Source organism: Paenibacillus sp. SJS-P3, assembly GCF_056711585.1.
The window spans coordinates 1,128,215-1,142,794 of record NZ_CM160043.1 but is presented as its reverse complement, the minus strand read 5'-3'; the positions used below and the strand labels follow the sequence as shown (position 1 = coordinate 1,142,794).

Below are 14,580 nucleotides of genomic sequence, written 5' to 3'. Positions count from 1 at the left end.
CTTACTTGGCTCCCTCCATCAGTCGCAGCAGCAGGTCTCCGAACGCTCTCTCGTACTCCTTGCCGGAATGGACCGCCGCAATATCGGTTTCAATCTGGGTGTCGAACTCATGGCTGAATGGAATGAAGCCGGCCGTCTTCATCCCATAGCCGAAGCTCTCGCTGAGCCCGGAGGAGAGAAGCTCGGCCGTCTTGTCCGGCGTGAACGGCTCTCCCTGCAGCCTGGAGCGGTCGTTGTATTTCGTCACGATGACCTTGGACTTGGCGTTCATGTACAGCGCGTCATCCCGGCTCAGCGCGACCTCCGCATTGCGCGCCGTGCTGAGCACGGCGTGGAGATTGTTCGGCACGCACAGCCCGAAGGCATCGACGTGGATCATCGCTTCCCGAAACGAAGGCAGCAGATCCATCGGCATATCCAGCACGATGAGATTGAACCGGTTCCGCAGCATCGACAGCAATCCGACCAGCTTGGCGCTGGTGCAGAACTGCTCGACCAGCTTGCGGTCCTGGAACGAATAACCGAGCGCCGCCAGCCAGAGATTGTCCTTGATCGGAAAGGCGGTAGTCAGGTATTCCTGAGGCCTCGCAAGAGTCCGGATCAAAGAAGCATTGAGATTCTCGTCCTTCTTGGTCTCCTCGTGAAAGCGGCTGAAATACATGTTCGAGCTGCGGTATTCCAGATCAAGGTCGATCAGGATGGCGCTCAGTCCCCGCTTCTCCGCTTCGCAGACGAGATTGACGGCGGTGCTCGTGATTCCGCTGCCGCGGTGTCCGGTCACAGCGACAACCCGGCTGATGCCTCGCCCGATGCCGTCGAATGCTCTGGAGAGGGGATCCTTCGCTTCAAGCGATGCCTCTTCCCTTGGTTTGGGCTTGAACCGGTCCAGGAATGATTTTTTGCGGGCAGGCGGCTCCGAATCGGCTTCCAGGCGCTGCTGAGCGGCAAGCTCCCGGTCGGTCCGGGCGGATTGTTTGCCCTTCCTGATGTCCGAGAGCATCTCGAAAGCCTGCCGGTACATATAGGCCGGGATGCGGGGATAGTGGCATGGGAGCGTGAGGATCTGCCCCGAGTACAGGCTGACAAGCGGCTCCATCCCTTCCAGCCGCCTCTCATGACGAAGCAGAAGCACCAAAAGGAACCCGGATGGCCGGTTGCGGGACATCCAGGCGGCGATCCGCTCCAGGTTCCGCAGGTCTGCTGCGGAATCTCCGGTCAAGGCGTCGTCTGTTACCAACAGGCCGCCGGCGTCAGGTCTCGCCTCTTCGAGGTAATTCAGGACGCTGCCCAGCAGGAGCTCGTCGACGTTGAGAATATGTTTGGGTTTGGGCGCATAGGCCGCGGCAAACCGGTGCGAGAGACCGGATACGAGCAACATGTTCAATCGAATCACCTGGCGTCATAGAATTCTATCTTTATGCAAATCTCTATCATTGACCCGGATCGGCCAATATGAGAGAATAGCGCCGTTCTTTTCCAACCAAAGCTTCAACATCTACAGATCCGAGGTGGCAAAGATATGCCTTATGTATTCATGGATGGATTCATCCTATTGCTGCTTCTTCTATGTTCCGTCGCGGATATCAGAAGGCGGCGGATTCCAAACGAATGGCTTCTCTTGCTGCTTCTGGCAGGCATAGGCCGTCAGTTTCTCTCCGGAACGCCTCTGGAATCCTTGCCTGGCATCCTGCTGCCTTCCTTGCCGCTGTTGCTGCTGCGCTCCTGGCTGGGGCGCGTCGGCGCAGGCGACATCAAGCTGCTGGCCGCGACGGGCGCAGCTGCGGGATGGCTGCTGAATCTGTATGTATTCCTGGCCGCATGTCTATTGGCGCTTGCCTGCGCGGCTTTGACGCGGATCGTCATGAGGCGGCGGATTGGCTCCGTACCCTTCGCACCGTTTGTTTTCGCCGCATTCCTTTCGTTATATGTACTTAAGAAAATCCTTTGACGGCAAAATTATGTATGTGATTATTTACCTTTAACCGTTCTTAAATTAGTTAAAACGACTTATTTAGTTATTTTTTCCTACATCCTAATCTCCACTTACCTAAATAAAGTCTCTTTAAAATGTAGATTATTCCTTTTATAAAGGTTTATTTTAATATCAATAATCATTTTTATCGCGGCAATCTGGCTTTCGACGGTTTTTTATCCAAATCCTTCTTATTCAGTTATTTTCGTCATGAAAATGAAGATAAAGAACTATTTTGTAAAAGAATAAGCGCTCATGGTCTCAACATTTTTTAGGTCCCTGGCAGGTAGACAAATAAAAGCGATCCTGCAAGGACAGGATCGCTTGAATTGCAATTCAGCTGAAAGTGGGCATGCTCCAAGCAAGAATAGCCATGTCGGCTGGCCCTTTGACCCCGTTCTGCCAGACGCTCTCTCGCTGAACGGTCTCTATCCGCCTGAAGCCGCATTCCGACAACAGGTCGATGACCTCTTCCTTTGCCATAGGCAGCTCCACTCGAATTTCCTCCACGTGGACATGATGGAACAAAAATGCTCCCAGCGCCCGAACAGCGTCGCCCGCCAGAGCGATCCATGCCTCCGCCGCTTCCCGCTCCTCCGGCCGATCCGGCAAGACGGCTGCAAGCAGCGCGGCCCGCGTTTTTTTATCGAAATGCACCGTCATCCATCCGGCAAGAACCTCCGGTTCATCCGGGCTCAAGATTCCCCACGATACGCTTTTACGCTTGTAGTAGTCCCGTTCCAAATGCCCGACGATGTTGCGTACCGCGTCCAGGCTTTGCTTGCGGTCCCGGTTGATGAGCGCATGAAGCGATTCCGCATGGCAGGGCTCGAGCTTCGCCAGCTCCACTGAGCTTCCGCCGAGCAATGGAAATTCTCCGAATGCGGCAGGCAAATTCAATCGGCCGACCGGTTTCTTGCCCAGCTCTTCCTGATCGGCCAGCCGCACCGCTCCCTGATGCAAAGCCGCCTTTTCTTGTCCCTTTCCCGCTCCATCGCCTATTTCAGATGCCTGTGCCTTTCGTTTCCCTGTCCCAGATACCTCGCCTATTTTTATCATCTTTGACTTTCTCGGTGTCGTTCCCAGCCCCGCTTCCTGGAACACTTCGTTCCGCCGAACGAGTCGGCGCGCACGTTCGCTCATCGGCTGCCCGCGCCGCTCCTGAAGCAGCAGCCCGACGAGGACAATCGCCTCGAACAGGCTCTCCTCTTTTCCGGTCATCGGATACTCGCTCAAGTAGGCGGAACGGTATGCCGAAGCTCTCCAAGGGTCGGCGAAGAAAGTTTTGTAGTAAACCAGCGTCCTTGCGTAGTCGAACCTCTGGTCCCCAAGCTGGCCGTTAGTCCAATCTACCGCAATATAGCGCCCCTCCCGCACTACGATATTGGCCAGATGCAGGTCCATGTGAATGACGCAGTCATTGCGGATCCCCGCGGACTCAACCAGCACCCGGAGCAGGTCATGGAGCTCAGGCTCGTCCCTGATGCCGGCATAGAAGTACTCATGATCCGCCAGCTCCGGCCTGGGAATGAAATCGGGCTTGTCCGCTGCTGCGGAAGCCCGGTGAAAGCCGGCCATCAGCCTGGCGCTCGCGGCCACCGTCTCCGCATCCGCCTTGACGATGGCATCCCCCTCATGGGCGGTCACCAGAACAGGCCACTTCTGTCCTTCTTCCTCCCCTTCGCTCAGCCCCCAGGCTACCGGCGTTGGAACGGACATTCCAAGTCCCTTCATCCACTCCAGCAGCCGATATTGGACACCGGCGTCTGGCCTGGCATCCTTGCTCCAGGTCTTCAAGACATATCGCGAGCTCCCCCGCGCGACTCCTGCCACCTTGGCCTCGAATCCCGATTCCATCGGGAACGGCCGATTTCCGGCCGGATCGAGAAGCAGCTCTTCCCATTCCGGAGTTGTTTGGCGCCATTCAATCCGTTGCAGCATTCCTATCATTCCGCCCCCGCCTTTTCCTCCCCCGCCGCAAGCAGAGGGATCATCAACTCGATTCGCCCGTCCGCACCGCCGAACCGGTCGTCGTACTTCTCGTACATGACTCCATTCGCCGGCGAGAGGCCAAGTCCGGGCAGCAGCTTGGAATAGATCGCTTCCCTCATCTCCCAGATCTTCCCCAGATCCTCCAGTTCAAACACTGCGTAGGTATAGGCAGGAATGGTCACAGCCGTCAACCCCTGCGGAACCGCTCCGGCATCCGTGGTCTCAAATCCCGCGATATAACCGAACACCCCGGATTCGCGCGGGCCGCCGGCTCCGATCAGCTCGTTCGGATTCACCCTGCCCGCAATCTCGTGAGCCCGCCGCAAAAAGCGTTCCCAGAGCTGTGGAATTCCATCTCCTTCCGCCAGCTGCCGGTCATCCCAATCCAGCCCCACGACCGTAAAGGCATCCTTGACGACGATTCTCGGCCCGTCCCGGAGATTACGGCTCTGCTGCAGCCTTTCTCTCATCGCCTCGACTTTGTTCAGCAGCTTGCCGAGCTCTTCCATTTGCCCTCGGATAGCTGTTTCACGCTGACTCAGCAGCGGCTCCAAGGACTCATCTCCATGCAGCTCTCCGCTGTCTTTCAGAGATTGGATCGTTTCCAGGCCGACTCCGAGCGAGCGCAGCCACATGATCCGCCGCAGCATGCCGAGCTGCTCGAACCCGTAATAGCGGTAGCGATTGTCCTCTCCGACGGCAAGCGGACTGAACAAGCCGATGGAATCGTAATGGCGAAGCGTTTTTGCCGACACGTCGAAGATGCCGGCCATCTGCCTGATTGTAAGCATTGCTTTGACCTCCATTCGATAGGGAGCCTCGACATCTATTCTAAAACATTGCCGCCGGGGGAAGGTCAATCATTTCGTCAGCTTCAACAGAATGGTCTGCAGCTCCTCAGCTCCGCTCGCTTAAACCGTCTTGGCAACCCTGCAGTTCCAGAAGTTCCCGCAGCATTTCTACCGCAGCAACATGCCAGCCGAATGGCCGGCCGCGGCGAGCAGCAGGCCAAGCACGACACTGACGGTCAAATACCCGAACAGCGGCATCCACTGCTTCATCCGCCCATAACCGACCAGCTCATACTGGAACGTAGAGAAGGTCGTATAGGCTCCCAGGAAGCCGGTGCCGAGCAGCAGGATCAGACGCGAATCCGAGGTCGCGCCGTACAGCAGGCCGATCAGAAGCGAGCCGGACAGATTGACCAGCAGCGTTCCATAAGGAAAGCCGGACGAGCTCCTCTTGCGGACAAGCTCGATCAGTACGAACCGCAGGATCGCTCCCGCGAAACCTCCGATTCCGATATGTACCCACGTCATTGACCTCGCTCCTCTCCCGCTTGCTTTCTTTCGAACGTTCCCAGCTTCATCCCGGCCATCGTCGCCAGGAAGCCTCCCAGCAGACTTCCAACCGCATACAAAGCGGCGGTCCCCAAGTGTCCTGTGCCCATCAGCTCCGTCATTTCCCGGGAGAAGGCCGAAAAGGTCGTGAAGGAGCCGATAAACCCGGTTCCGAACGAAGAACGCAAATGCGGATGGACGGTGAACCTTGTCATCGTCGCGGTGTAGAAAAAGGCGAGCATGAAACATCCCGCAAAATTCACAGCCAATGTGCCGAGCGGGAAGAGGGAGCCGCCGCCTCCCGTTCCGATCCATTCCCCCAGGCTGTAGCGCAGCAGCGCCCCCATCGTGCCTCCTATGCCCATCAGCAAATAAATCATTCTGACGCCTTCTTTCCATAGAATTGAATGCTCCGCATCGGGACAAAAAAATAGACTCCTACCAGCAAGCATCACTGGTAGGAGTCATCAGCCCTCGGGCGGTTACGGCGAACTCCATCGCCTCGCAGCGGCCGGAGAGCAACCTCTAATCCGGACTGTGCAGTTGCTTCCATCTTAGCTTCGGAAAATACTTTCCGTCAATAGCGTTTCGGCATATCCTGCACACAATTGCTGCCTCGCTCAGGACGTCCGTCTACGGCTGCCGAGCGGCACGAACAGCGTCGGCACCGACGTCGGATACCAGGCGAACGGCCCGCCCGCTTCCTGCTTTAATAATAAAACGAATTAAGCCATTGAGCATGTATGGGCAAGCAGCTCAAAAGAACGCAACCGTTTCCGATAGTCGGGAATCATCGTAACGACAATGAATTCATCAACGCCATACAAGTGAGATAACTGTTCGAGCTTTTTCTTTAGGCTCTCAGGCGTGCCTATCAGCAGCTTACGCTCCGAAAGCGGAGCCCTTTCCCCTGCGGAAGCTTCTTGTTGAAACAAAGCTGTACCCGAGGATGCCAGCCTCTCTGCCTCCTCCTCTGTTTCCGCGCAAACGACACCAACGGCAACGATCGCTCTCGGTACAGGGGAAAGAGCCGACGGAGTAAACGCTTCGCGGTAAGCTCTCAATACTTCCTCCCCGTCTACTTCGCTCATAAACTGGCCAAAAACATAACCTGTTCCAAACTCAGCTGCATAAGCCGCGCTCTTCTTATTTGTCCCTAGCAGCCACAGTTCTGGCGATACGGATGGAGTTGGGCGGGCGGTAATCCGACGTCCTTCGTATTCATAGCTCCCCTGCAATAACTCGGAAACTCCTCGGAGCAATTCTGGCATTTTCCAGACATTTTCAAGAAAGTTGTCACTGAGAGCGAGGCTCACTTCAGCAGAACCACCGGGCGCCCTTCCTAAACCAAGATCTACTCGTCCCGGGTACAAACTAGCGAGTAAATGAAAGGATTCTGCAACTTTTAGTGGCTTATAATGCGGCAACAGCAATGCCCCGGATCCGATACGAATGCTCTGTGTTTTTGCACCGATATGCGATAGAAGCACATCCGTTGAGGTGCATGCCAGCCCTGGCATATCATGATGTTCCGCCACCCAATAACGGAAATATCCCAGTCTTTCGGCTGCTTGAGCCAGCTCTACAGCTTGTCCCAGTGCGAAGGTTGCATCGACCTCATCAAAAACGGGGACCAAATCCAAAACACTAAGTTTAATCGGTTTCGCTGTCATAGGCGTCCTGTCCGAGGATTTCGGTAAAATTCAATCATATCGATAAACGTAACCCTGTATTCGCTCATTGCCTTACCCAAATCATGCATTCGGCCATGACCGTCTTCTTTGGAAGCGAATACGACGTCGTGCCGCACCTTATCCATGATGATTTTGCCAATGAACTGGTGCTCGTACTCTGCATACTTTTGTTTGAATTCCTCATTAAACTCCAATAAATCTTCGTAAGACCGCTCTAGCATCGCATTAACCAAAGTCAGCTCATTACCTTCCTTGAGGACTGCTACGTAATAATTGCCCCGATCATCCTTAATCAAATCCTTAAACAATTCAACATTCAAAGTAATTGACTCCCTTCATAACTCCTATGTAACAACACTATATCTTGCTCTTTATTCCTGTTCAATTGGTACATATACGATTAATTTCCGTTCCTATACCTTCCTGGCTTTCGATTTAAGCAGAATGGAATCAGTATTCCCCGCTCGTCCAGACAACAAACATACATGTACGTAAACAGACCCCAATGAATAAGAATAATCGGTAAGTAATCTTATCCAGGACCGTCAATTCGCTTCATCCACGTATAGAACTGGCGTCGGTCCAGTGATTGGCCTTGCACCATGTCGTTGCTTTCTCTCCGCTAGACCGAAAAGCGTTGACGAGCGTTTCCCATTTCTTACGAACATATTCTTTGGTCATAAAAAATCCTCCTCGAATGAGGAGGATTTTGTCATAGCCATGGAACGGATAGAAGGTGGGAAGGGTTTGACGCTAACGATTAGTACCAGAAAGATTTTGTGATGATAACCAGCAGAATGAACAGGACCAGAACGGCGGCTGGGCTTTTGAAAGCATCGCCATAACCAACTTCAGACATTGTTCATACCCCCTCTCGTTATTTATACCCTACTCTATGTTTCTAATCGTTGAGATGTTTGGACGGGCGGTAAATTTGTGCTGATGCTAGGGTCTCTAGCAGATTTATAAACTCCGCGGGACTCGGATTCCGGGAGTTATTCCGCTCATCCTTAAACCACGATTTGGCTAGTTGGGTCATTGACTGAAGTCGGGGAAACCGATCGGTCCGTGAAACGGAGCGAATACAGCCGTCCTATTCTTAAATGCCTAAGCTTGCAGCCCATTTTGTAGGGATAAGTGCCCTTTTATCGTTCAAAGCATACTGTAGAGTATGACAAAAAGGAGGCACGCCATGCTACGCAATCAATCTTATCTGCCACAATCGGCTGATATGCCCAAGTATTACCACCAAATGCAATCAAGCCCGACCCAGGCCAATTTGGGACCTCAAACTGTGTATAAGCAGCCTGCTCCTCACTCCTATCATTGCAGCGTTGATTTTAGTCAAATGCAGCACTTTCCTTACATGCACGACTTTCATCACATGCATGATTTCCTTCCGATGCATGACTTCCACAACATGTATCACTATCATCCGATGATGGATGACATTCATCCGATGATGGACGATTTCCACCCGATGATGCATGAAATGTGGGATGAGCACATGTTCTTCGATGATCACATGTTCTTCGATGATCACATGTTCTTCGATTACCATCATCATCACGATGGATGGGAGCTCGAATCATTGGATTATCATCATGCTTGGCTTCATCCTATGACGTATGTGCATCCTCATCCACATCACTTCTGCATCCCGGTCACATGCCAACCAACTGGTGAACTGCAGAAGAAGGCAGCATTTCAACAGCCTTAAGGTTAAAAACGATAAAAAGGGCAGATTGAATTAAACGGGTACCCATACACTGGACACTTTGAAAAAAAGTGGGCAGCGTGCGGGTACCTTTTTGCATACGGGGGTGACAGCGGAGGCGATAACATGAGTAAACATTCCTTTAGTGAGAGCGATCGCAACTTGCTCTCCAAAAGCCCACACATCAAAATCAATTATTGTGCTAAACTTCCCTCAAGCAGGGAACGACTCCGACATGGACCGATCGGGATTTGGATCAGACTCGTTTGTCCGAGCGGGGCTAATCCATAAAGCTCATTCATGGCACTAACGTCAAACCCGAGCAGCGGACGTCCTTCCATTCCGGATGCACAAGCAGCGAGCAGCAAGCGCTGAACCAGCATTCCCGTTTCCATTTGTTGAATCCGATAGCCGCGATAACCAAGCTCATCATGCAGATGTCCCAGATCGCCCGCCACATGAAAGCTCAGCGGAACCTGGAATAAGTTCACGTTATCCAAAGACATCCCATTCTGAAGCCACGGCCTTTGATCGCCAACCCTAACAAGCTGCAACGCATGCGCCATAACATCATAATGATAGGCACCATCAGGAATTCCTTCAACGCCATAAAAGCAGCCATATAGCTTTACGCGAGACATTGGACTCTGGATCGAACCATCCAGATCATTTCGATAGCGATAAGAACTCATACTCTCTTGCAATAGCGCCGCCAGAGTCGACTGACTCACTGCCTCCAATGCAAATTCATTTTCCGGCGAGTAGCGCTGCCTGCAAACCTCTGCTAAATCATACGCGAGTCCAGCTGCTTGAGGCAAAAAATGATCATCGTTTTGATGGACTGCCTTTTGCTCCCTTCCCAGCTGTTTAAATGAAAGGGAGGAATCCATCATGGATGCTTCATTAAGCTTGGTCAGCATCGGATAATCCAATACTTTTTTTGAGCGTATATAGTGATCATGCTCAAGGATTGGAAGCTCACTGCATAATTCTGCTGACGACATCCCAGTATTATTGCTGATATCATGGTGGAACCATTCCATACTTGAATGTGCCGCAAGCGGAATTACAGCATATACACTTTCCTCTGCCTCAGGCAGTCCAAGCAAATGGTTGAGGGCACGGTCAAGAAACTGAAAGTACACTCCCGCCTCGAAGTCAAAGCGCTTGGCCACCTCAAGCAGCTGGCCTATCACCAAACCTGCGTCCAGTCCCTGCAAACGATACGAGAAATTATAGTATTTATAAAAGTTTTTCCAAAAGAAAGTCGATACAAAAACAGCTGCGAAGCAGCTTGTTATGTCGCAACGATCGCCTAAGGCCTTGCCCACATAGGAATCAAATTGACCTTCACGCAATAAAATCAAACGATGATGAGCCGCATCATAATGATAAATACCGCTAGGCAATTCCTCCAGCTTCAAATACAAATAAATTTCACTCGGATACAGCCCTCCGCCTGAAGGAACAAATCGCCTGCAAAGCTGCAATGAGCTTTCCCATCGCTCCCCCGTATATTGCTCAGTAACAGATTGACTAAGCTGTGCCAGACCGAAGGTGTACCAAAGAAAACACCCGATATCCCGAAGTGTCGGCTTCTCTATATCTTGCTTTCCCGTTAGCTTCAGCGGAACATCGGAAGCGAGAGGATATGCAGGCAAATGACGATACAGCTTATACGGCAGAGGCGCGTTCTCCCAATCAACCTCCACATCTTTTGGTTTGGTTTTGTCAGGCTCGTATTGCAACTGGTGCAAAAATGCCTTCAGGCTCATTTCTCCTCCTCCTAAGTCCAGCACAAGGAAAACCAACGTATATGAGAAGAAACTGCTTATGGAAACGGATGCGGATAACAATTAAGTTGTTCCTGCTTAAGCTGCTCCTTCACATAACCCAGCTCTGCTGGTATTCGCAGCACCCGCTCTAGGCCAGTCAAGCGGACAAGGTGCTGGCCGAACGTCATGGGAAGCATCCCGGGAATGAGCACCTTCACACAATGAAGTCCATTTCTCAGCGTTTCTGGAGTCGTTTGATTAACAACGATCACCTCCAGATTCAGCTCTCTGAAAATTTGAAGAATAAAGGTTAATTCATCGGTCAAATCGGCATGCCGTGCTCTTGGTTTAAAAGCTTCTTCGAACGAGAGGACTGGACGATCATGATCGAGCAGGAAATTCAGACGTTCTTCCGCTTCCTTCAAGCTGTACAGCATGGAGTGATCTTCCATTTGCCGAACGAGAAAAGGATCATGCAGCATTTGTTCGTACTGCTCACGGTTCGCCTCAAGCTTTTCGTTAAACGCAAGCAGCATGCCCGCAATCTCATGAATTGCACCTTTTGCCGCTCTCACAGGATCAGGATGCGCGCCCGCTGCGCAAATCATATTTACGCCTTGATCCGATCTGTTTTTGGCAAGCACCCACACACTTGGAATGCCGTGCTCCATCGTCGAATCGAACAAATGCACATCGTATCCGAAAACATCGCGCAGCCGCCCCACCATTAAATTCATTTCCAGATCGCCTGAGGAATAGGGATCCAACGGAACGAGCGGCAGCTGCGCATACCACGTCAATAGAAATGAATCCCGTTCTACAACCTCCAAGATGCCGTAAAATATTGCTTCCTCCAAGCTTCCTCCTAAAGCGCAGCCATTTGAGGTTTCATATACAAAGCCGTGACCGCAGCCGGAGCTGTAATAAGCGAGCAGTTCCGGCACGAGAATAGGCTTCTCCTGAAAGAACGAATATCCCCACACCCAGTCGATTTCTCGGTTAGGATCAAATGGTTGAAACGGAAAATCGGGCTTCTCATACTGCGCCTTATCATGGAGTCCTACTCGAGAGGGGTTCAACGCTGCCTCTGTTAAATGATTATAGCTGTCATGGACCGTTGTCTTCTTTCCTCGCGGCGATATGCCGCAATAACGTTCCAAACCTTCCAATATCGCTGTCATTTCACTGTCTGCAAAAGAATGTGTACGCCCTGCGCAGCCTTCATCCCCTGAGAACATCGGCAGAATGATGCTGGCGTCAGCAAATGGAGAGATAAGGTCGATCATTTTGGCCTTCAAAAAACCGCTGCGATTGTCCAGATAATCATAGGAAAGTACGGCCTTCAACTCTCCCATCGAACGGGTGCGGTAGCTGTTCTCACTGATTTTCGGGCTGGATTGCAGCTTTATTCGCGAAGCTATGGCAGAGTCATCCGGTATTTCCCCGCATACGGTACACAGCGGATCCGGCAAATAAAAATGAGCCGAGCTATGGAGCGTTTGCAAATGCACGAGCTTGATATGATTTTCAATTTGAGCCGTATTTCGGTTAAGAAAGTTGTGGACTTCTGCAGCAATAAGTTGAGCCATATGCCATAGTCCGCTGCGAGAAGACCAAATATCAGGGAATACTTCTCCTTGCCTAAAGAAATGCTGCAGCTCCCACATATCCTTCCGATCATTTCCAGCCATTAAAAGCCGAAAATCAGCGCATTGCGAGCAGCCTGCCTTCCCAGGAACGACAAGCGGACCAATGATCCCTTCACCGAATGCTACAAAACCGCGCAGCCACGGAGTGCCAGATTGCTTGAATATTTCCTCTGCCTTAAGATGAGAGGATGAATCGTATCCATCGCTAAGCACGAGCGCAAGATCAGCCGTTTCTGGCGGCTCGGAAGCGATCTCGTTCACCCTTACAAGCTGACACCTTGCTGATAATATATCGTTTACATAGTCCGCAAGCTGGCCTACGCCAACAACCGCCACAATAGCGCTCATGCTTCAACCTCCTCTCGAAGCGAGATGCCGTATACTCCCGCCAGCTTCTCTTTGAAAAAAGGTTCCGAAGTCAAATCAAATACGAGCAGACGCTTGCGGATGCGATTCAATTGCCGCACAGCAGTCTGCAAAACCTCTCGATGCTCGAATGGATCGCAAGCGGGTATCGAAATAGAGTCCATTTCAGATCCTTTTACTTGAATTGAAGATGCATGATGCGATTTACCCGCAAATTGATCTGCTTTGTTTTGAGCATCAAGCAGGGCAATCATTAACACGCTCCGCAGTGCCCGAGTCATATTGAGATCAGCGGCACCGTACCAGCGGTCATTGGATTGCAGCCACACAACAGGAAAACCTAATACGTCCTCACCCAGTCCGAACGTTGGTGCTCCTTGCATCGCAGTCAAGGCATTTATATAGTAACGGCATCGTTCATCCTCAACATGACTCAGCTTCACCAGCGTAATAGACGGTGTGCGAGCTTCGTATACCTTCATTAAATACTTTTGCAAAGCGCGGCAAACGCCTTCCTCGATCGTCTCGCCAGCTCCTACGCTTGCGATCTCATCGAATCTTGAACGGTCCGATATTCCGCTTTCCTCATCAACTTGGCTGGTTTGCACATCCGCCATACGCGACACATAAGCTTCGATTCCACTAAGACCCGCTTCCCTTCGAGCCTCTTCATGCTTATATCCATTACATATCATTTCAGGAAGAAGAAGCGCAGGGCCAACGGACAGCGGGTCGACAGGCTGTACACGGCATTGCGAAAGCGGCAGCTGTCGCAGCTCCCCTTCCTCCCAAATATGAAAGATGCCCGTTTCCGTTGAAGTTAGCTGGCTGAAGAAAGGCAGCCATTCACTTAAAGCTCGTTTCTCTGAGTCCGCTCCTGCCTGCAGCTCGACATCTTTGATCTTCTCGATGATTCGTCGACCATGAACGAATGGATGGGGAAGAAACAAATGCCAATTCCCTTCCAGCGTCTCTAAATTAAGCAGAAACAATTTATTATTTTTCTCCAGTTTTGTTACTTCTGCTGCTGTTTTCAACCATTCGAAGACGATTACGTTAGCAAGCAGTGATTCCGCAACGGACGAGGCAGTGTGAACCTCTGCATCCTTATAAATGGCTGAATGATGGACTCTGCGCCATGCTGATTCCCAGTCGCCCTCCGAATTAGAATCAGAATACGACAATGGAACCGCTAGACCAGCCTGCCCAAAAATAACAGCCGGCAGCAGCACCTTGTTTTTTTGTCTGCAAGCTTCATTAAGCAATCTCAGCTCATGTTCTCCTTCTTGATCCGAGACGAAAAATACCGCAGCATAAGGCTGTACAATCGAAGACCAATCCACTGCCTCATCCTTCGGCCAGCTGATCTCATCCACCTTGACCTCTGAATCAAACTCGCGATAATGCTGCTCCAGCTCCAAAATCCGTTTTCGATTCGCCGTTTCCGAGTTCAGGCTCAGCAAGTGGAATTTCGGCAATCCAGACTCGAATAATGATTTGACAAGTGAAACCAAAAAAGTGCCAGCTCCAACAACAAGCACGCTGGACTGACGATACAATTGAAATCGATATGCGCCTGACCCGTCAAAGCTGTCCAAAAATTCAATTTGAGAACCATAGTTCTTAACAATACGCTCTTCCAGCTGATGAGGGCGATCCTGACTTACATCTTGGACATAACCGTTCGCATACAATACTTTTGCAATCTCATACACATGATCACGGTATTGATCCGGCAATCCATCCGTTAAATCATGCATCGTATGCTCACCATTAAATACAGGTATCAATTTTTCAATCCATTGATGAATCGTGCTGCCTTCCATTCGAAATGAACCGATATTGTTGCGGAAATAGACACTTCCGTCCGATCTGGGGAGAAAAAAAGTATCTCCTCTCGCTTTAAGGCGCGTCGAAGGATCCAAATTTCATTCCTCCTTAGGATGAAATCCACCTTTTCGAAACATGAGTTCCTCTATACAGGTATGTAAGGCTATTTGTCCGTTATGCCAGCACATGCATAGAAAAGACACCCTTGCATCCCAAAAGCGTTTGCAAAGGTGTCTTGAACCTTT

Annotated in this window: 13 protein-coding genes and 1 riboswitch; of the genes, 2 read left to right on the top strand and 11 right to left on the bottom strand. The window is 51.2% G+C overall.

What is annotated here, in order from left to right; all coding sequences use genetic code 11:
* Position 1: 1 nt before the first annotated feature.
* Positions 2-1,378, bottom strand: a complete 1,377-nt coding sequence (locus AC06G8_RS05150; RefSeq protein WP_447662637.1) for a CpaE/TadZ family protein — start codon at positions 1,376-1,378, stop codon at positions 2-4.
* A gap of 141 nt (positions 1,379-1,519) precedes the next feature.
* Between AC06G8_RS05150 and AC06G8_RS05145 the strand changes: the two genes are divergently transcribed.
* The gene (locus tag AC06G8_RS05145; protein WP_447662636.1) at positions 1,520-1,948 is read left to right on the top strand and encodes a prepilin peptidase; all 429 of its coding nucleotides are present in this window, start codon (positions 1,520-1,522) and stop codon (positions 1,946-1,948) included.
* A gap of 360 nt (positions 1,949-2,308) precedes the next feature.
* On the opposite strand, the gene AC06G8_RS05140 is transcribed toward AC06G8_RS05145, so the two are convergent.
* The 7 genes from AC06G8_RS05140 to AC06G8_RS05110 all read right to left on the bottom strand — a co-directional run bounded on the left by AC06G8_RS05140 (position 2,309) and on the right by AC06G8_RS05110 (position 7,857).
* Positions 2,309-3,913: a phosphotransferase enzyme family protein gene (locus AC06G8_RS05140; protein WP_447662635.1), complete on the bottom strand. Its 1,605-nt coding sequence runs from the start codon at positions 3,911-3,913 to the stop codon at positions 2,309-2,311.
* Between the two features lie 5 nt (positions 3,914-3,918).
* A complete protein-coding gene (locus tag AC06G8_RS05135; protein WP_447662634.1) occupies positions 3,919-4,755 on the bottom strand; it encodes an effector binding domain-containing protein in 837 nt (278 codons plus the stop codon).
* Between the two features lie 168 nt (positions 4,756-4,923).
* Positions 4,924-5,283, bottom strand: a complete 360-nt coding sequence (locus AC06G8_RS05130; RefSeq protein ID WP_447662633.1) for a fluoride efflux transporter FluC — start codon at positions 5,281-5,283, stop codon at positions 4,924-4,926.
* Positions 5,280-5,684 carry a fluoride efflux transporter CrcB gene (gene crcB, locus AC06G8_RS05125; protein WP_447662632.1) on the bottom strand — a complete coding sequence of 135 codons (405 nt, stop codon included), beginning with the start codon at positions 5,682-5,684 and terminating at the stop codon, positions 5,280-5,282. Before crcB ends, AC06G8_RS05130 begins: the two co-directional genes overlap by 4 nt.
* 71 nt (positions 5,685-5,755) lie before the next feature.
* Positions 5,756-5,815, bottom strand: a riboswitch (Fluoride riboswitch).
* Between the two features lie 214 nt (positions 5,816-6,029).
* Positions 6,030-6,977: an LLM class flavin-dependent oxidoreductase gene (locus tag AC06G8_RS05120; protein ID WP_447662631.1), complete on the bottom strand. Its 948-nt coding sequence runs from the start codon at positions 6,975-6,977 to the stop codon at positions 6,030-6,032.
* Positions 6,974-7,318 carry a hypothetical protein gene (locus tag AC06G8_RS05115; protein ID WP_447662630.1) on the bottom strand — a complete coding sequence of 115 codons (345 nt, stop codon included), beginning with the start codon at positions 7,316-7,318 and terminating at the stop codon, positions 6,974-6,976. Before AC06G8_RS05115 ends, AC06G8_RS05120 begins: the two co-directional genes overlap by 4 nt.
* A gap of 440 nt (positions 7,319-7,758) precedes the next feature.
* Positions 7,759-7,857 carry a YjcZ family sporulation protein gene (locus tag AC06G8_RS05110; protein ID WP_447662629.1) on the bottom strand — a complete coding sequence of 33 codons (99 nt, stop codon included), beginning with the start codon at positions 7,855-7,857 and terminating at the stop codon, positions 7,759-7,761.
* 333 nt (positions 7,858-8,190) lie between these two features.
* Between AC06G8_RS05110 and AC06G8_RS05105 the strand changes: the two genes are divergently transcribed.
* Complete coding sequence (locus tag AC06G8_RS05105) at positions 8,191-8,718, top strand: hypothetical protein (protein ID WP_480284611.1); 528 nt, start codon at positions 8,191-8,193, stop codon at positions 8,716-8,718.
* Positions 8,719-8,909: 191 nt separating this feature from the next.
* On the opposite strand, the gene AC06G8_RS05100 is transcribed toward AC06G8_RS05105, so the two are convergent.
* The 3 genes from AC06G8_RS05100 to AC06G8_RS05090 are packed head-to-tail and all read right to left on the bottom strand — an operon-like array spanning position 8,910 to position 14,430.
* Positions 8,910-10,490 carry a SagB family peptide dehydrogenase gene (locus tag AC06G8_RS05100; RefSeq protein ID WP_480284610.1) on the bottom strand — a complete coding sequence of 527 codons (1,581 nt, stop codon included), beginning with the start codon at positions 10,488-10,490 and terminating at the stop codon, positions 8,910-8,912.
* 56 nt (positions 10,491-10,546) lie between these two features.
* Positions 10,547-12,487 (bottom strand): TOMM precursor leader peptide-binding protein, encoded by a 1,941-nt coding sequence (locus tag AC06G8_RS05095; RefSeq protein WP_480284609.1) that lies wholly within the window; start codon positions 12,485-12,487, stop codon positions 10,547-10,549.
* Positions 12,484-14,430, bottom strand: a complete 1,947-nt coding sequence (locus tag AC06G8_RS05090) for a putative thiazole-containing bacteriocin maturation protein (protein ID WP_447662625.1) — start codon at positions 14,428-14,430, stop codon at positions 12,484-12,486. The genes AC06G8_RS05095 and AC06G8_RS05090 overlap by 4 nt, the downstream gene beginning before the upstream one ends.
* Between the last annotated feature and the right edge of the window lie 150 nt (positions 14,431-14,580).